At 70.6% G+C, this 17,062-nt stretch carries 14 protein-coding genes; 4 read left to right on the forward strand and 10 right to left on the reverse strand.

The features are described from left to right. Positions 1–17: 17 nt before the first annotated feature. From HEP81_RS15275 to HEP81_RS15300, 6 genes are all read right to left on the reverse strand, one after another. Positions 18–422, reverse strand: coding sequence for a cytidine deaminase (locus HEP81_RS15275; protein WP_037656084.1), 405 nt, complete (start codon positions 420–422; stop codon positions 18–20). Further along, entirely contained in the window at positions 419–1,711 is a 1,293-nt protein-coding gene (locus HEP81_RS15280) for an ABC transporter permease (RefSeq protein ID WP_037656081.1), read from the reverse strand. The genes HEP81_RS15275 and HEP81_RS15280 overlap by 4 nt, the downstream gene beginning before the upstream one ends. Then, a complete protein-coding gene (locus HEP81_RS15285) occupies positions 1,711–2,838 on the reverse strand; it encodes an ABC transporter permease (protein ID WP_037656079.1) in 1,128 nt (375 codons plus the stop codon). The genes HEP81_RS15280 and HEP81_RS15285 overlap by 1 nt, the downstream gene beginning before the upstream one ends. Beyond that, entirely contained in the window at positions 2,835–4,394 is a 1,560-nt protein-coding gene (locus HEP81_RS15290; protein WP_375139892.1) for an ABC transporter ATP-binding protein, read from the reverse strand. Before HEP81_RS15290 ends, HEP81_RS15285 begins: the two co-directional genes overlap by 4 nt. Before the next feature lie 192 nt (positions 4,395–4,586). Next, positions 4,587–5,642, reverse strand: a complete 1,056-nt coding sequence (locus HEP81_RS15295; protein ID WP_037656073.1) for a BMP family lipoprotein — start codon at positions 5,640–5,642, stop codon at positions 4,587–4,589. 319 nt (positions 5,643–5,961) lie between these two features. Beyond that, complete coding sequence (locus HEP81_RS15300; protein ID WP_172624670.1) at positions 5,962–7,191, reverse strand: amidohydrolase; 1,230 nt, start codon at positions 7,189–7,191, stop codon at positions 5,962–5,964. A 636-nt stretch (positions 7,192–7,827) separates the two neighbouring features. Here HEP81_RS15300 and HEP81_RS15305 point away from each other — a divergent pair. Beyond that, a complete protein-coding gene (locus tag HEP81_RS15305; protein WP_078967381.1) occupies positions 7,828–8,220 on the forward strand; it encodes a hypothetical protein in 393 nt (130 codons plus the stop codon). 19 nt (positions 8,221–8,239) lie between these two features. Here HEP81_RS15305 and HEP81_RS15310 read toward each other — a convergent pair whose 3' ends face one another. The 4 genes from HEP81_RS15310 to HEP81_RS15325 form a co-directional block, all read right to left on the reverse strand. Further along, positions 8,240–9,337: a hypothetical protein gene (locus HEP81_RS15310; RefSeq protein ID WP_375139849.1), complete on the reverse strand. Its 1,098-nt coding sequence runs from the start codon at positions 9,335–9,337 to the stop codon at positions 8,240–8,242. A 341-nt stretch (positions 9,338–9,678) separates the two neighbouring features. Beyond that, positions 9,679–10,617 carry an N-acetylneuraminate synthase family protein gene (locus tag HEP81_RS15315; protein WP_037656066.1) on the reverse strand — a complete coding sequence of 313 codons (939 nt, stop codon included), beginning with the start codon at positions 10,615–10,617 and terminating at the stop codon, positions 9,679–9,681. 11 nt (positions 10,618–10,628) lie between these two features. Next, positions 10,629–11,870, reverse strand: a complete 1,242-nt coding sequence (locus HEP81_RS15320) for an N-acylneuraminate cytidylyltransferase (RefSeq protein WP_037656064.1) — start codon at positions 11,868–11,870, stop codon at positions 10,629–10,631. Positions 11,871–11,887: 17 nt separating this feature from the next. Further along, entirely contained in the window at positions 11,888–13,198 is a 1,311-nt protein-coding gene (locus tag HEP81_RS15325; protein WP_037656173.1) for a DUF6716 putative glycosyltransferase, read from the reverse strand. A gap of 199 nt (positions 13,199–13,397) precedes the next feature. On the opposite strand from HEP81_RS15325, the gene HEP81_RS15330 reads away from it, so the two are divergent. The 3 genes from HEP81_RS15330 to HEP81_RS15340 are packed head-to-tail and all read left to right on the forward strand — an operon-like array spanning position 13,398 to position 16,875. Next, entirely contained in the window at positions 13,398–14,375 is a 978-nt protein-coding gene (locus tag HEP81_RS15330) for a glycosyltransferase family 2 protein (RefSeq protein ID WP_037656063.1), read from the forward strand. Further along, complete coding sequence (locus HEP81_RS15335) at positions 14,372–15,706, forward strand: alpha-2,8-polysialyltransferase family protein (protein ID WP_037656062.1); 1,335 nt, start codon at positions 14,372–14,374, stop codon at positions 15,704–15,706. The genes HEP81_RS15330 and HEP81_RS15335 overlap by 4 nt, the downstream gene beginning before the upstream one ends. Before the next feature lie 5 nt (positions 15,707–15,711). Next, entirely contained in the window at positions 15,712–16,875 is a 1,164-nt protein-coding gene (locus HEP81_RS15340) for an acyltransferase family protein (protein ID WP_078967380.1), read from the forward strand. The last annotated feature ends 187 nt before the right edge of the window (positions 16,876–17,062 follow it).

Below are 17,062 nucleotides of genomic sequence, written 5' to 3' on the forward strand. Positions count from 1 at the left end.
AGGAGGGCCGTACGGAATTACTTGGTGAGATGGTCCGGGCCGAAGGCCTGGGGCAGCATCTCGGACAGCGGCAGGACGCCCGCGGGGGTGTCCAGGAGCAGGTCCGCACCGCCGAACTCGTAGAGCAGCTGACGGCAGCGCCCGCACGGCACGAGCAGCGCGCCCGCGCCGTCCACACAGGTGAAGTGCGTCAGACGGCCGCCACCCGTGCGCTGGAGCTGCGACACCAGGCCGCACTCGGCGCACAGGCCGAGGCCGTACGAGGCGTTCTCGACATTGCAGCCGGTGACGGTGCGGCCGTCGTCGACCAGCGCCGCCACACCGACCGGGTAGCCGGAGTAGGGGGCGTAGGCGTGGGCCATCGCCTCCCGGGCCTCGGCGCGCAGCGCCTCCCAGTCGAAACCGGCCGCGTTCTTCGTCACTTGCCCTGGCCCTTCCGGTACCGCATGCCGTCCGCCTTCGGCATCCGCAGCCGCTGCGCGGACAGCGACAGCACCAGCAGCGTGACGACGTACGGCGTGGCGCCCACGAAGTCGCTCGGCACCTCGTCGGTGAACAGGTACCAGACCAGGACGGCCGCCGCCACGACCAGGCTGATCGCGCCGTGCCACGCGGCCTTGCGATACACCTTCCAGGCTGCCAGGGCGACGAGCAGGACGACCAGCAGGAGCAGCAGCGCGTGCACGGTCGTACCGCCGTTGCGCAGCTGGAGGGCGTCGGAGTAGCCGAACAGGCCCGCGCCCATGGCAAGGCCGCCCGGCCGCCAGTTGCCGAAGATCATCGCGGCGAGACCGATGTAGCCGCGGCCGCCGGTCTGGCCCTCCAGATAGGTGTGCGAGGTGACCAGCGCGAGGAAGGCGCCACCGAGGCCGGCGAGGCCGCCGGAGACGGCCACGGCCGCGTACTTGTAGCTGTAGACGTTGACGCCGAGCGACTCCGCCGCGACCGGGTTCTCACCGCAGGAGCGCAGCCGCAGCCCGAAGGGGGTGCGCCACAGCAGCCACCAGCTGCCCGCGAACAGCACCACGGCCAGGATGGTCACCACGGACAGGTGGGTGACCAGGCCGCCGATGACGCCGGCGAGGTCGGAGACGAGGAACCAGTGGTGCTTCTCGATGGACTGGAGGCCGTCGGACAGACCGGGGATCGTGATGTCCGGCAGGGCGTCCACGGGCGGGGACTGCTTGGGGTTGCCGCCCGCGTTGGCTGCGGCGCCGCCGGTGAAGCTCAGCTTGGCGAGGTACTGGGTGGCACCGAGCGCGAGCAGGTTGAGGGCGACACCGGAGACGATGTGGTCGACGCCGAAGGTGATGGTGGCGACCGCGTGCACCAGACCGCCGACGACACCGAAGCCGATGCCGCACAGCAGGCCGAGCCAGGGGCTGGACTGCCAGCCGGCCCAGCCGGCGCCGAAGGTGCCGAGGATCATCATGCCCTCGAGGCCGATGTTGACCACGCCGGCCCGCTCCGACCACAGACCGGCCAGACCGGCCAGACCGATCGGTACGGCGAGCCCGAGGGCGGCGCTGACCTGGCCCGCGGAGTCCAGGTCCTGCGAGCCGGTGATCACCCGGACCGCGGCCAGGAGCAGCAGCCCGCCCGCGACCAGGAGCAGGATCTGGCCGAGGGAGCGGCTCGAACTCCTGGGCGTCGCGGCACCCGCGGCCTTGGGCGCCGCCGGCGGCGGCGTGTCGGTCATCGTGGCAGTCATCACGCCACCTCCAGCTTCTTCGTCGGGGCGGCGGCCTGGGCGGCGAGTTCGGCGCCGACCTTCTGCTGCTGGCGCTTGAGGCCGTAGCGGCGTACGACCTCGTAGGCGATCACGACGCACAGGACGATGACGCCCTGGATCACGCCGAGGATCTCCTTGTCGTAGCCCTGGAACTCCAGGTGGTTGGTGGTGCGCTCCAGGAAGCCCCACAGCAGGGCGCCGAGCGCGATGCCGATCGGGTTGTTGCGGCCGAGCAGCGCGATGGCGATGCCGGTGAAGGCGATGCCGGTCGGGAAGTCGCTGCTGAACTGGTAGCTCTCGTTGAGCAGGGTCGGCATGCCGATCAGACCGGCCGCCGCACCCGAGATGATCATGCTGGTGACGACCATCTTCTTCACCGACACACCGCTCGCGGTGGCCGCGCTCTCGGACTGGCCGACGGTGCGCAGGTCGTAGCCGAAGCGGGTGCGGCCGAGGACGAACCAGTAGGCGATGCCGACGATCGCCGCGATCACGATGAAGCCGTCCAGCTCACCGGCCGGGCCGGCGTTGATCAGGAAGAAGTGCGAGGCCGACGGGAGCGGCTTGGTCGCGACGACGGTGCCGCCCTGGTAGAGGTGGGCGAGCTTGCCGGGCTGGAGCAGGTAGCCGATGATCGCGGTGGCGATCGAGTTCAGCATGATCGTCGAGATGACCTCGCTGACGCCCCGGGTCACCTTGAGGACACCGGCGATGGCCGCCCACACCGCGCCGGTCGCCATGGCGCAGATCAGGATCAGCAGCATGGAGAGCCAGCCCGGCAGGGTCAGCGCCCCGCCGAGGACGGCGGCGAAGAACGCGGCGAGCCGGTACTGGCCGTCGACACCGATGTTGAACAGGTTCATCCGGAAGCCGATGGCCACCGAGACGCCCGCGAGGTAGTACGTGGTCGCCTTGTTGAGGATGTAGACCTGGCTGTCGCTGGCGAAGCCGTAGGTCATCATGTCGCTGAAGGCGGGGCCGGGGTTCTTGCCGGTCGCGAGGATCACCAGGGCGGTGATGACGAGCGCGGCGACGATCGCGAGCAGCGGGGCCGCGATGCCGAGGAGCAGCCGCTCCTTGTCGATCCGTGAGGTCAGCTTCTTCATCGGGCGTCGTCCTCTGCGTGCTCCAGGTGGCCGGTGGCCGCACCCGTCATGGCGGAGCCCAGCTCCTCGGGGGTGATGGTGGCGGGGTCGGCGTCGGCGACCAGGCGGCCGCGGTACATCACCCGCAGGGTGTCGGACAGGCCGATCAGCTCGTCCAGGTCGGCGGAGATCAGCAGCACGGCCAGGCCCTCGCGGCGGGCCTCGCGGATGTGGTCCCAGATGGCCGCCTGCGCGCCGACGTCCACACCGCGCGTGGGGTGGGCGGCGATGAGCAGCTTGGGGGCGTGGCTCATCTCGCGGCCGACGATCAGCTTCTGCTGGTTGCCGCCGGACAGCGAGGCCGCGGTGACGTCGATGCCGGGGGTGCGGACGTCGTACGACGCCACGATCCGCTCGGTGTCGGCGCGGGCGGCTTTGTTGTCGAGCAGGAAGCCGCGGGAGTTGGGCTTCTCGGTGACATGGCCGAGGATGCGGTTCTCCCACAGCGGGGCTTCCAGCAGCAGGCCGTGGCGGTGCCGGTCCTCGGGGATGTAGCCGATGCCGGCCTCGCGGCGCTGCCGGGTGGCGCGCTGTGAGATGTCGGCGCCGTCGAGGGTGATGGTCCCGGCGTCCGGGTGGCGCATGCCCATGATGGCCTCGACCAGCTCGGACTGGCCGTTGCCCTCCACACCGGCGATGCCGAGGACCTCGCCCTTGTGGATGGTCAGCGAGACCTTGTCGAGGATGACGCGCTCGATGCCGTCGAGGTCGGTCTGGCCCAGGTGCAGGCCCTCGATGGTGAGCATCGGGACGTCGGTGACCGTGGACTCCTCGGTCTCCGGGGTGGGCAGCTCGCTGCCGACCATCATCTCCGCGAGCTGGCGGGGGGTGGTGGAGGCCGGCTCGGCGGTGCCGACCGTCGTACCGCGCCGGATGACGGTGATCTCGTCGGCGACGGACAGCACCTCGCCCAGCTTGTGGGAGATGAAGATGACCGTGAGGCCCTCGGCCTTCAGCTCGCGCAGGTTGTCGAAGAGCGCGTCGACCTCCTGCGGCACGAGGACGGCGGTCGGCTCGTCGAGGATGAGGGTGCGGGCGCCGCGGTAGAGGACCTTGAGGATCTCCACGCGCTGGCGGTCGGCGACGCCCAGCTCCTCCACGAGGACGTCGGGGCGCACGTTCAGGCCGTACGCGTCGGAGATCTCCTTGATCTTCGCGCGGGCCCTGCCGCCGATGCCGTGGAGCTTCTCCGCGCCGAGGACGACGTTCTCCAGGACGGTGAGGTTGTCGGCGAGCATGAAGTGCTGGTGCACCATGCCGATGCCGAGGGCGATGGCGTCGCCGGGGTTGTTCAGGACGGCCCGCTCGCCGTCGATGGTGATGGTGCCCTCGTCCGGCTGCTGCATGCCGTAGAGGATCTTCATCAGGGTGGACTTGCCGGCGCCGTTCTCACCGCACAGGGCATGGACGGTGCCCTTGGTGACGGTGATGTCGATGTCGCGGTTGGCGACGACGCCGGGGAAACGCTTGGTGATGCCGCGCAGTTCGACGGCAGCGGGAGGGCTGGACGCGTTGATGGCGCACTCTCCTCGGGGAAAGGGGCTGCGTAAGGGGAGGGAGGGCAGGCGTCGGCGACGCTAGCGCGGCAACTCTTAGCTACACGCGTAGAGTTGACACATTGTTATGGCCCGGCGAAGGGAGCGCGAACGGCTCCCCGCGCCGAGCCGGGGTCCGGGTGGACCGGACCCTTACCTGCTGCTCAGGTCAGATCAAGGGGTGGTCTTGACCTTGATCTTGCCGTCGACGATCTTCTGCTTCGCGGCGTCCAGCTTGGGCTGGATGTCCTTCAGGTAGCCACCACTGGTGGCCAGGGAGACACCGCCCTTGGCGAGGGAGTACACGTTGTTGCCCGCGAGCGGCTTGCCGTTCTTGACGGACTGGATGAAGTCGAAGACACCGACATCGACGTTCTTGACCACGGAGGTGAGGATGGAGCTCTTGTACTTCGCGAGGCCCGGAATGTTGTACTGGTCCGAGTCCACGCCGATCGCCCAGGCGCCCTTGACGCCGTTCACGGCCTCGATGGCACCCGTGCCGGAGGAACCGGCCGCGCTGTAGACCACGTCGGCGCCGTTGTCGAGCATGCCCTGAGCGGCCTGCTGGCCCTTGTCCGGGCTGGAGAAGCCGGAGGTGTCCGTGCCATGGCTCAGGTACTGGACGTCGACCTTGATCTTCGCGTTGGTGTCGTGCACACCCTGGACGTAACCCGCCTGGAACTTCTTGATCAGCGGGCTGTCGACGCCACCGATGAAGCCGACGTGGTCCTTCTTCGTCTTGAGCGCGGCCGCGACACCGGCCAGGTAGGAGCCCTGCTCCTCGGTGAACGTGATGCTGTTGACGTTCTTGCCGTCCACAACGGAGTCGATGAGGCCGAAGGAGGTCTTCGGGAACTGCTTCGCCACCTGCTGCACGGCGGGCGCGTAGGTGTAACCGACGGCGATGATCGGGCTGTAACCGGCCTGGGCCAGGTCCGTGAGACGCTGCACCCGGTCCGCGGGAGTGTCCGAGGTCTTCGCGGTCAGCTCCTTGATGGAACCGCCGAACTGCTTCTCGGCCTTGTCGGCACCGCGCGCGGCGGAGTCGTTGAAGGACCGGTCACCACGGCCGCCGACGTCGTAGGCGAGACCGATCTTGATGCCGCCCTTCGCGCCGCCCGAGGAGGAAGAGCTGGCATCGTCGGAGGACGTCTTGCCACACGCGGTGGCGGAAAGGGCGAGGGCTGCGGTGGCGAGACACGCAGCGGAAAGCTTGGCTACCCGGCGCACGGGAAGGCTCCTTCACCTGACCTGAGCGCCATGTCGGCGCTTGAGCCGAACACCCCGGCGGCGTCGGCTTCGCGGCATCGTAACGCGCGTAGATGTCGCAAAAAACCCCCTCTCGAAGCCGTTATCGATTCGAGGCAAACAGCGTCTGAACTCGTTCTCCGAGTCCTCTCACGCGGCTGTTGCGCACAGTGCACGATTGGCTTGCGAGTGTGTTGCGCCGAAGCGGGTGAACCTTTACGGGCGGCGGGGGCGCCCCTCCGCAAGGGGCACCCCCGCCGCCTGACCAGTCGCCGCTCTCGCCCCGGTCGCCGCTGTCGCCTCAGACGTCGCTGACGTCCAGGAACGCGGCCGCGGTGAACATCTCCACGCCGACCGTGATGGCGTGCTCGTCGGCGTCGAAGTCGCCCTGGTGCAGGTCGCGGACCGTGCGCTCGCCGGGGCGGCGGACGCCGAGGCGGGCCATGGCGCCGGGCACATGCTCCAGGTACCAGGAGAAGTCCTCGCCGCCGAGGCTCTGCTCGGTGCTCTCCACGGAGTCCCGGCCCCGGCGGGCGGCCATCGCGCGGCGCAGCAGTTCGGCGGAGCCCTTGTCGTTGACGACGGGCGGCACCCCTCGTACGTAGTTGATCTCCGACTTGGCCCGGTGCATGGTGGCGACCTCGTCGATGGCCGCGTGCACGATGTCGGGCGCCTGCCGCCAGGCCTCCAGGTCCAGGCAGCGCACGGTGCCGGAGAGCTCGGCGTGCTGCGGTACGACGTTCGGGGCATGGCCCGACTCGATACGGCCCCAGGTGAGGGCGAGGCCGACGCGGGTGTCGACGCGGCGGGCGATCAGCGCGGGGACGTCGACGGCGACGCGGGCGGCGGCGGTGACCAGGTCGGTGGTCAGGTGCGGGCGGGCGGTGTGGCCGCCGGGGCCGTCCAGCAGGACCTCCAGGCGGTCGCAGGCGCTGGTGATGGGCCCGTGCCGCAGCCCGACGCGGCCGGCGTCGACGCGGGGGTCGCAGTGCACGGCGAGGATCCGCCCGACGCCGTTGAGCACACCGTCCTCGATGGCGCCGAGGGCACCACCGGGCAGCACCTCCTCGGCGGGCTGGAAGATCAGCCGTACGGGGCGGGTGAGCAGCCCCTTCTCATGCAGGTCGGCGAGGACGAGGCCGGTGCCGAGCACGATGGTGGTGTGCATGTCGTGGCCGCAGGCGTGCGCGCGGTCGGGCACGGTGGAGCGGTACGGGCAGTCGGCCTTGGTGTCCGGGATGGGCAGCGCGTCGATATCGGCCCGCAGCGCCAGCACCGGCACATCGGGGCGCTCGCCCTCTTTCACGCCGATGTCGCACACGAGCCCGGTTCCGGTGGCGAGGACACGGGGGTGCAGCCCGGCCTTCTCCAGCCGCTCCTTGATCGCGGCGGTCGTACGGAACTCCTGGTTGCCCAGCTCGGGGTGCATGTGCAAGTCGCGGCGGAAGGCGACGAGTTCGGCGTGCAGGGACTCGCTCAGCACGCCGGGGAGCGCATCCCCCGCGAGGCCGGACTCGGACTCTAGGGACATCAATTGCTTCACCCTCTGAAGGGTAGGACGCCCGGGTGGCCAACTGCCCCTGGATCAACAAAAGTTCAGCCCGTTAGGGGAAGAAAATCTGACCGCTGGACGCATGACTGTGGACTGTGATGGGTAAAACCACTTTTTTCTTCTTCCACGCATACCACGCCTTGCCCGAGTCACGCTCGCCATGTCCACGAACCGGACCTCCACTCGGCCCGCAGCCAGTAGGGTCGCGATCCGTGACCGAGACGAGTGAGGATTTCCTCGGGGCGGGGCGCCGGTGACCGACCCCGGGAGCGGGCCCGTGGTGTCACCGCACTGCTGCACGAGCTGGGGGTGCCGGCGTTCGGGATCGACCTCTCGCCCGAGATGGTGGCGCCGGCCCGCGAGGCCCACCCCCAACTGCGCTTCCACGCGGGCTCGATGATGTCCCTGAACATCCCTCCCGCGTCCCTCGGCGAGTTCCACCGCACCCTGCGCCCCGGCCCTCCTCGCCGGCCAGGTCATCGCCCTGCTGGTGGAGGCGGGGCCGGCTCTGACCGCGACCGTTTGCCGTGCGCCGATGGGCGGGGAGAGCAGGGCGAGGACGTTCATCCTGGCCAGGAGGCCGTAAGACGGCGAGGCGGTGGGTAGACGTACGGCGTGGACGACAAGGACGAACGCCGGCAGTGGCTCATGGAGGTGCACGCGGAACGGGACCGCCTGTTGCCGCTGCGCTCCGAGGCCACCCGGACCACGATCGGCATGCTCCGCGGCAACGCGGCCCACGCCTCGCAACCCGACCTCGTGCCCTATCTGAACCTGACCTACCTGATGGCGGTCAAGGAGGGCCGCGGCGAGGACGAGCTGATGGCCTTCGCCCTGTCCCTGGCCAACTGGGCGGTCTCGGCCGTCGTCGACCTGGCACAGCACACGAACCGCACCGTGGAACAGGTCCTCGACAGCTACGAGACGGCGATCATGGCGGCGGCGGAGGCGGAGGCGGAGGCGGACGAAGAGGACAGGGCGGACCAGGCGGACGAGGAACAGCCGTAGAACCGCCCCCCTCGGGCCTTCACACCGCGGTGACGCTCGTCAGCCGGTGGACGTCCCTGGCCGTTCCCGTCACGCCCGACAGGAAGCCCTGGGCGCGGGGGGAGGCGTTCTCCGTCAGCCAGGCGGGGTCGATGTCACAGACCGCGACACGGACGCCGGTGCCGGCCAGGGCCAGCGGGAGGGTGTGGACGACGGTGGAGGGGAAGCTGAGGATTGTACGGCCGATGGGGCCGCGCCGGGCGATCAGTTCCAGCGGGAGGTCGGGGCGGACGATCTCCAGGCCGGTCTCCTTGGCCAGCCGGTGGAGTTTGTCCGTGCTCTCGCGGCGGTGGGCGAAGTAGCGGGTGGTGCCGTGGGCCTTGGCCAGGGTGCGGACGGCCTCCAGATAGGAGTCGCCGTCGACCACGCCCGTCTCCACCAGGGACGTGCCCACCATGTCGGCGCCCTTGGTGATGCGCGGCGGCCCGAAGCGGGCCCTCGTCCAGGAGAAGTCGTTGGCCGTGACCGTGACACCGTCGGGGGTCTCGTGCACCGGCATCGAGGAGAAGACCTCCACCCGGCGGCGCGCGCTGGGCGTCAGCCGGCGGCGGGCCGAGGAGGACACCGGCGCGAAGAGCAGATCGCGGGGGCCGGGGCGGCCGCCCTTGCGGTGCCAGCGCACCAGGCGTTCACCCCGGGCGAGTTGGGCGACGAACTCCATCGTCGCGGTGCCGTCGTCCACCACCACCAGGTCGCGCGCCCGGGTGATGGTCAGCAGCAGCTGGACATAGCGGGAGAAGGGGTCGCCCATGACCACGCGGTCGGCGCGGCGGAGCAGGCCGCTGAGCCCGCCGATGGTGGCGAAGGGCGCGGTCGGGCCGCCGCGGGCCTCTTCCCAGCGCACCCGGTAGCCCTCGTCCCGGGCCAGGTCGGCCATGCGACGCAGCTGGCCCCGGGTCATGGGGTCGGTCGGGGCGAGTACGACGACCGTGAGCTCCGCGTCGGCCGGTGCGGCCGTGGCGCCGGCCACCGTCCGCCGCACCTGCGCGGGAACGGAGGAGAGCGGGCCGCAGGAGGGCAGGCCGGAGGCCGGTACGGGGGGCGCGCCCGACGCCGACGCGGACGGCGTGGACGACATAGGCGTAGACGGTGACACCGCCGCCGGGTCCGCGTCACCGTCCGACGGACCGAAGCCGGACGGATCGGAGACAGACGGATCGGAGACAGACGGCCCCGAACCCGGCAGGCCCGAACCCGGCAAGCCGGTCGCACCCCCTTTCCCCCCGCCCCCCAGCCGGACGCTTCCGCCCGGACCCGGGTCGGGGTCCGGCTCGCGCGGCCCGCGCAGATGTGCCCACTCCAGCACGTTGAGCAGCTGGACCGGGCTCTCCACGAAGGCGAGCGTGCGGGTGGGGTGGCCGGTGCGGCCGGTGCGGGGGCTCATCGGGGTGCGACCGTCCCGTCGTAAGTGACCTGGATTCACACCGTGACCGGCTCGCCGGCGGCGGCCGCGATCTCCGCCTCGGCGACGACACCGGCGACGCGGCGCAGCTTCTTCATCGGGCCGAGCTCGGAGTCGTAGACCTTCTTGACGCCGTCGCCGAGCGAGGACTCGATGGTGCGGATGTCGCGCACCAGGCGGGTGAGGCCCTGCGGCTCGACCGAGGCGGCCTGGTCGGAGCCCCACATGGCGCGGTCGAGGGTGATGTGGCGCTCGACGAAGGTGGCGCCGAGGGCGACGGCGGCCAGCGTGGTCTGGAGGCCCGTCTCGTGGCCGGAGTAGCCGATCGGGACGTTCGGGAACTCCTTCTCCAGCGTGTTGATCACGCGGAGGTTCAGCTCCTCGGCCTTCGCCGGGTAGGTCGACGTGGCGTGGCACATCAGGATGTTGTCCGAGCCCAGGACCTCGACCGCGTGGCGGATCTGCTTGGGGGTGGACATGCCGGTGGAGAGGATGACGGAGCGGCCGGTGGCGCGCAGGGCGCGCAGCAGCTCGTCGTCGGTCAGGGAGGCGCTGGCCACCTTGTGGGCGGGCACGTCGAACTTCTCCAGGAAGGCGACGGCCTCGGTGTCCCACGGGGAGGCGAACCAGTCGATCCCCTTCTCCTTGCAGTACGCGTCGATCTGGCGGTACTCGTCCTCACCGAACTCCACGCGGTGGCGGTAGTCGATGTAGGTCATCCGGCCCCAGGGGGTGTCGCGCTCGATGTCCCACTGGTCGCGCGGGGTGCAGATCTCGGGGGTGCGCTTCTGGAACTTGACGGCGTCGCAGCCGGCGTCGGCGGCGACGTCGATCAGCTTGAAGGCGTTCTCCAGCTCACCGTTGTGGTTGATGCCGATCTCGCCGCAGATGTAGACGGGACGACCGGGGCCGACCTCGCGCGACCCGAACGTACGCAGACGGGAGTTGGTGCTCATCAGGGGGTTCCTTACTTGGGGAGGGAATCGAGAGAGGGGCCGAGGATCCAGCTGGCGATCTCTCGGATCGCGCCGTCACCGCCGGGCAGCGTGGTGACCGCGCGTGCGGCGCCGCGTACGACGTCATGAGCGCTCGCGACCGCCACGGGCCAGCCCACGAGGGCGAAGCACGGGAGGTCGTTGACGTCGTTGCCGACGTAGAGCACGCGCTCCGGCGCGATGCCCTGCTCCTCGCACCACTGCTTGAGGGCGAGGTCCTTGCGGTCGATGCCGTGCAGCACGGGAAGCTTGAGCTTCCGGGCGCGGGCGGCGACCACAGGGTTCTGTTCCGTGGACAGGATCAGCATCTTCAGGCCGCTCTTGCGCAGCGCGGCGATGCCGAGTCCGTCCCCGCGGTGCACGGAGACGAGTTCCCGTCCTTCGGAGTCGATCAGCACCCGGTCGTCGGTCTGGGTGCCGTCGAAGTCGAGTACGACCGCGTCGATGTCGTCGGCCGTCGGGAGCGAACCGGGGCGGTCCGCGTCGAAGAGGGGGGCGAGGGCGCGGGCCCGGGCCAGGTCGTGCGGGTCGTCGATCTCCAGGACCCGCGCGGGGTCGGTGCGCACGAGTTCGGTGCGGCCGAAGAAGCGGTGCCCGTGCTCGCGGAAGCCGGCCGCGTCCATGGCGTACGCGGTGCCGGTCTCCAGGAAGTCCTGGGGGCGGTCCTGGCGGCGGGGGCGGTACGACTTGTCGTGGTTCACCCCGACACCGCCCTCGCCCTCGCCCGCGCCGTCACCGTCGCTCTCCCGCCAGACGAAGCCGTGGAAGGGGGCCACCGTCACCGCGGTGTCCGCGCCGTCCTCGGCGACCGCGCCGGCCACTCCGTCGATGTCCTCGCGGACGATGAAGGGGCTGGTGCACTGCACGAGGAGGACGATGTCGACGGCCGCGCCGTGCAGGGCCTCATGGGCGTCCATGGCGTGCAGCACGGCGGCCTCGGAGGTGGCGGTGTCCCCGGCGATGACGGCCGGGCGCAGCACCACCTCGGCGCCGGCCTCGCGGGCGGCGGCGGCGATGGCCTGGTCGTCGGTGGAGACCACGACATCGGTCACCAGGCGGGTGGCGCGGCACTCGCGCACCGCGCGGGCCACCAGCGGGACGCCGCCGACCGGGGCGAGGTTCTTCGCGGGCACGCCCTTGGAGCCGCCGCGGGCGGGGATCACCGCGAGCACCCGGCGCACCGTCGCGCCCTGGCTCGCTTCCGGGTGGGACATCCGATCTCCTTGTGAGGTCACAGCTCCCCCATCCGCCGGATCACCGGGGCGACCCGCTGGACGCCGTGCCGGTAGGCGCCGCGCGCGGCCCGGCGCACGATCTGGCGCACCGGTCCCGGCGCCTTGTCGGCGGTGGGCGCGCCGGGCAGCGGGGCGCCGTCGGGGCCGAGGTGGTGGCGGGCGAGGATGCCGGGCAGATAGCCGGGCGCGGTCTCGGGGGTGTAGTAGGGGGTCAGGGGCGGCAGTCCGCCGGCGCGGTCGAGCAGCGTGGCGATGCGCTCGCGGGCCGCGTCGAAGGCGGTCTCGTACGAGCCGTCGGTGGCGACCCCCTGCCGGGCCACCCACTCCTCGTCGGGGGCGGGCCGGTGTCCGGCGTCGAGCTGGTCCCAGGAGGCGAGGCAGCCGGAGCCGGTGAAGTGGTGGTTGCCGAGCGCCTCGCGCACCCCGAGGTCGGTCAGTACGACCGTGGGGACCCGGCGGTGCAGGGCCTCCAGGGCGGCCGTGGAGCTGACCGTGACCAGCAGGTCGGTGCGGTCGAGGACCTCGCCCATGTGGCCGTACACCAGGCGGAAGTTGTCGGGTACGTCCTTGCCCTGGACCAGCTTCTGGTAGGGCAACTCCTCGATGTGGGTGGTGTGTTCGCCGGGCTTGGAGCGCAGCTTGAGCAGCACCTCCCGCTCGGGGTGCGTGCGGGCGTGCCGGATGAGGCGGTCGAGGAGGTAGGTGCGGTCGCGGCGGTTGTCCGGGACGGACGGCTGGGCCGCGAACACCACGGTGTAGGGCTCGTGTTCACCGGAGTAGGGCGCCCCGCCGAGGAAGGGCAGCGCGACCTCGGTGACCGAGGAGGCGTCCGCGCCGACCCCCTCGTACACGGCGCGGAACCGGTCCGCGTCATGGCGGGAGTTGGCGAGGACCAGGTCGGCGCCGTGCCGCAGCAGCAGGCCGTCGGCGAGCTTCTCGTAGACGACGCCGACGTAGCCGGTGACGACCACGGGCCGGGGGCCGGTGCCCCACGCGTCGCGCAGGCCGTGCAGCATGGCCTGCACTCCGCCGCCGACGAGCGCCAACACCAGGATGTCGTACGGCTCTTGGCTCATGGCGTGCAGGAACTCGACGCCGGTGACCTCGCTGAGGGAGTCGGCGCGGACGCCGACCTCCTGGAGCTGGCGGGCGGTCGGGGTGGCTCGTCCGCGCAGGAGGTAGCCGTCGAGCCGGACCTCGGCAGCCGCCGGAGTGAGTCGTCGCGCGGTGAGCGCGCCCCACTTCCACCGGGTGTCGGAGTCCGCGAGGACGGCGACCCGCAGGGACTTCGTTGCACTTGCTGGCACGTCCAAGACGCTAGAAAGCGATTCCGCCGTTCCGCCCAACCCGAATGCAACAAACGGTTAACAGCACATCGCCGAATGACGAATCGGCTCGTGGAGGGCACCGAAAAAGGCCCGGTTCACAGCTTCGCCACGTGCCATTCACCCAGTATCAAGCAGAGCGTCAAGACGAATGACGGGCATCCCCCCTAACGTCCCTGACGTGGTCAAGCTCTCCGTCATCGTGCCGTTCTACAACGTGCAGCAATACGCACCCGACACGCTCAGGAGCCTGAAGGCGAACGCGCGTGAGGACTTCGAATTCATTCTCGTCGACGACTGTTCCCGCGACGGGACACCCGAGATTCTCGCGCGCGCGGAGCGCGAGCTGCCCGGAGCGGTCCTGGTCCGGCACGAGCAGAACGGAGGTCTGGCGACCGCGCGCAACACCGGTATCGACCGGGCGCGCGGCGAGTATCTGACGTTCCTGGACGGCGACGACTGGCTCGCCCCGGGTTACTTCTCCCAACTGGTCGGCGCCATAGAGGAGTTGGGCGTCGACTTCATCCGCACCGACCATGTGCAGTGCACCGCGCGGGCCCGCCAGGTGCAGCGGGTGCCGGTCGGCCGGCGCGGCCGGGTGCTCAGCCCGCGGGAGGCGATCCTGCCCGCGGACCGCTCCACCTCGGTGGACTACGCGTTCGCCTGGGCGGGCGCCTACCACCGCAGGCTGGTCGACCAGGGCCTGCTGCACTTCACCGACGGGCTGCGCACGGCCGAGGACCGGCCGTGGATCTGGAAGCTGCACCGGGAGGCGGAAACCTTCGCCGCGGTGAGCCTGCTCGGCGTGTTCTACCGGCGCGGGGTCGCCTCCTCGCTCACCCAGATCGGCGATGTCCGTCAGCTCGATTTCATTCGGGCATTCGATCAGGTGATCGCGGAAACCGCGAAGGACCGGGACGCGGACGCGCTGCTGCCGAAGGCGGTCCGTACATATTGCGCCATCATTTCCCATCATCTGGGATCCATCGAAAGGTTCGAGCCGGCGGTGGCGAAGAAACTGAAATCCCTGAGTGCCGCCGCGCTGCGCCGCATGCCGCAGGACGTGCTGGACGACGCGCTGGACTCCATGGACCTCCAGCGCGCCACCAAGCTGCGCCGGCTGCGCCGCCGCCCCGCCACCGCGGGAGCCGCCGCGTGACCACCCAGATCTTCCAGGCGTCGACGCTGTACGGCATCGCGACCCTCGCCGCCGCCCTGGACTCCGGCTGCTTCGACTCCGCCGACCGGCGAATCCTGCTGGTCTGCAACAACGCGGCGACGCCCGAGACGACGCCGGGTCCGGACGAGATGCCCGGGTTCGAGCGGCTGCGCGACCGGTTCGACGAGGTGATCTCGTACAACGAGACGATCTTCCCCTTCCACCCGGGCGGCTGGGCCCCCCGGGTGGACGACATGCCGCTGTGGGAACGCTTTCTGCGGCACGAGTGGCGCCTTGGCGCCGAGGACGTCGAGTTGGTCGTGGAGTCGATCCAGGTCAACCCGGCGCTCGCGCTCGGGCAGATCTTCAACGGGGCGCCGGTCACGGTCTACGCCGACGGCCTGATGTCGTACGGCCCGACCCGCAACAAGATCGACCCGCTGGTCGGCACCCGCGTCGACCGGGTGCTCCACCTGGACCTGGTGCCGGGCCTCACGCCGCTGCTGCTGACCGAGTTCGGGGTGCCCGGCGAGCTGGTGCCGACCTCCGCCTTCACCAAGGTGCTCGCGGAACTCGCGCCGGTGGCCGAGGAGTTGCCGGTGGTCGAGGAGCCCGCGCTGCTGCTCGGGCAGTACCTGTCGGCGCTGGACATCCTCACCGCCGAGCAGGAGGAGAACCTGCATGTGCGGATGCTGAAGGGCGCCGCCGGACTGGGCCACCACAAGGTCGTGTTCAAGCCGCACCCCACCGCCCCGGCCCGCTACAGGCGCTCGCTTGAGCAGGAGGCGGAGCGGCTCGGCGTGGAGCTGATCGTCGTGGACACGCCGGTGCTCGCCGAGGTGCTGTACCAGCGGATGCGTCCCGCGCTGGTCGTGGGCTGCTTCTCCACGGCCCTGCTGACGGCCTCCGCGCTCTACGGCCTGCCGGTCGCCCGGGTCGGCACGGAGCTGCTGCTGGAGCGGCTCGCGCCGTACGAGAACAGCAACCGGATCCCGGTCACCGTGGTGGACGCGCTGCTGCCCGATCTGGCGGACGGGGCCGCGGTCACCGAGCGGCGGCCGGGCATGGACGTGGAGCGGCTGGGCGCGCTGGTGCGGGTGGTGGGCTTCGCGATGCAGCCGAAGATCCTGCCGGGGCTGCGCGCGGAGGCCGAGGCGTGGCTCGCGGCGAACTTCGGTCCGCGGACGTCCCGTTACTTCAAGCGCCGGCGGCTGACGTCGCTGGCGCTGCCCGGCGGGATCCCCGCGCAGCTGGCGTTCATCCCGCGCAACGCGACCGTGCGCAGGGTGGCGAAGAAGGCGCGCAGTCTGCGCAGAACGGTACGGGGCTGAGCGCCATGACCACTACCTCTTCCCCCGCCCTCGACGACGTCCCGATACCCACCCCGGAGGGGACCGCCACGCCCGCGCCCGCCGAACGCCGCAGCCGCCTTCTCGCCCTCGACGGGCTGCGGCTGGTGGCCGCGCTGATGGTGTGCCTCTACCACTACACCGGGCGCGGCGGCACGATCTCCGAGTCCTGGCACCAGAGCCCGTCCGTGGTCTTCCCGACCCTGTCCCGGGCGGCCGTCTACGGCTGTTTCGGCGTGCAGCTGTTCTTCGTGATCAGCGGCTTCGTGATCTGCATGAGCAGCTGGGGCCGCACCCTGGGGGACTTCTTCCGCTCCCGGGTGTCCCGGCTCTACCCCGCCTACTGGGTGGCGCTGGCCTTGGTGACCGCGGCGTCCCTGGTCCTGCCCGCCGTCATCGCACCGGTCCGGCTGGACGAGTTCCTGGTCAACCTGACGATGCTCCAGCAGCCGATGGGCGCGACCCGGGTGCTCGGGGTGTGCTGGACGCTGTGGGCCGAGGTCCGCTTCTACGCGCTGTTCGCCCTGTTCGTCGTGGTGCGGGGGGTGACCTACCGCCGGGTGGTGCTCTTCTGCTCCGTGTGGGTGCTCGCGCTGGTGCTCTGCCGCACGACCGGCAACGCGCTGACCGACCAGGTCCTCATGCCCGAGTACGCGCCGTTCTTCATCGGCGGTCTCGCGCTCTATCTGATCCACCGCTTCGGCAGCGATCTGCTGCTGTGGGGCATCGTCGCGGTGGCCCTGCTGCTCGGCCAGAGCGAGGCCACGCGGGGCCTGTGGCACCGCACCGGCCACTCCGATCCGCACCGCGACCCCTATGTGGTCGTCCTGATCGTCGCCCTCTCCTTCGCCGTCGTCGCCGCGGTCGCCCTGGGCTGGACCCGCTGGGCCTCCTGGCGCTGGCTGACCACGGCCGGCGCGCTGACCTACCCCTTCTACCTGGTCCACGAACACCTGGGCTGGTTCGTTATCCGCATCCTGCACCGCTTCCTCGGCCTCCCCTCGGCGGCGACCCTCGCAGCGACCGTCCTGACCATGCTGACCCTGGCCTGGCTCATCCACCGCTTCGTGGAGAAACCGTTCGGCCCACGACTGAGAAAGGCATTGAGAGGGCGTAATTTGTCCGGCCGTTCACCTCGCATTGGCTTCTGAAGCCACCCCTCGGGCAGGCACCGTTGAGTTCGAGCCACCCCCGCCCCACCGCCTCGATGACGTCCCCGGCTGGTTCCCGGTGCTCGACCAGGTGCTCTTCGACTGGTTCAGGCCGCCGGGCACCGGATCATCCGGCTGAAGTCGAAGAACACGCGGGCCCCGGAGTTCCCGCTGTCCAAGCACGCGC

Source organism: Streptomyces griseofuscus (assembly GCF_014673495.1).
Lineage (GTDB): Bacteria > Actinomycetota > Actinomycetes > Streptomycetales > Streptomycetaceae > Streptomyces > Streptomyces murinus.

Bases quoted from the DNA above. Each gene is read 5' to 3' on its own strand.
- HEP81_RS15280 (WP_037656081.1), bottom strand. From the start codon at position 1,711: ATGACTGCCACGATGACCGACACGCCGCCGCCGGCGGCGCCCAAGGCC.
- HEP81_RS15285 (WP_037656079.1), bottom strand. From the start codon at position 2,838: ATGAAGAAGCTGACCTCACGGATCGACAAGGAGCGGCTGCTCCTCGGC.
- HEP81_RS15300 (WP_172624670.1), bottom strand. From the start codon at position 7,191: ATGTCCCTAGAGTCCGAGTCCGGCCTCGCGGGGGATGCGCTCCCCGGC.
- HEP81_RS15310 (WP_375139849.1), bottom strand. From the start codon at position 9,337: ATGTCGTCCACGCCGTCCGCGTCGGCGTCGGGCGCGCCCCCCGTACCG.
- HEP81_RS15315 (WP_037656066.1), bottom strand. From the start codon at position 10,617: ATGAGCACCAACTCCCGTCTGCGTACGTTCGGGTCGCGCGAGGTCGGC.
- HEP81_RS15320 (WP_037656064.1), bottom strand. From the start codon at position 11,870: ATGTCCCACCCGGAAGCGAGCCAGGGCGCGACGGTGCGCCGGGTGCTC.
- HEP81_RS15340 (WP_078967380.1), top strand. From the start codon at position 15,712: ATGACCACTACCTCTTCCCCCGCCCTCGACGACGTCCCGATACCCACC.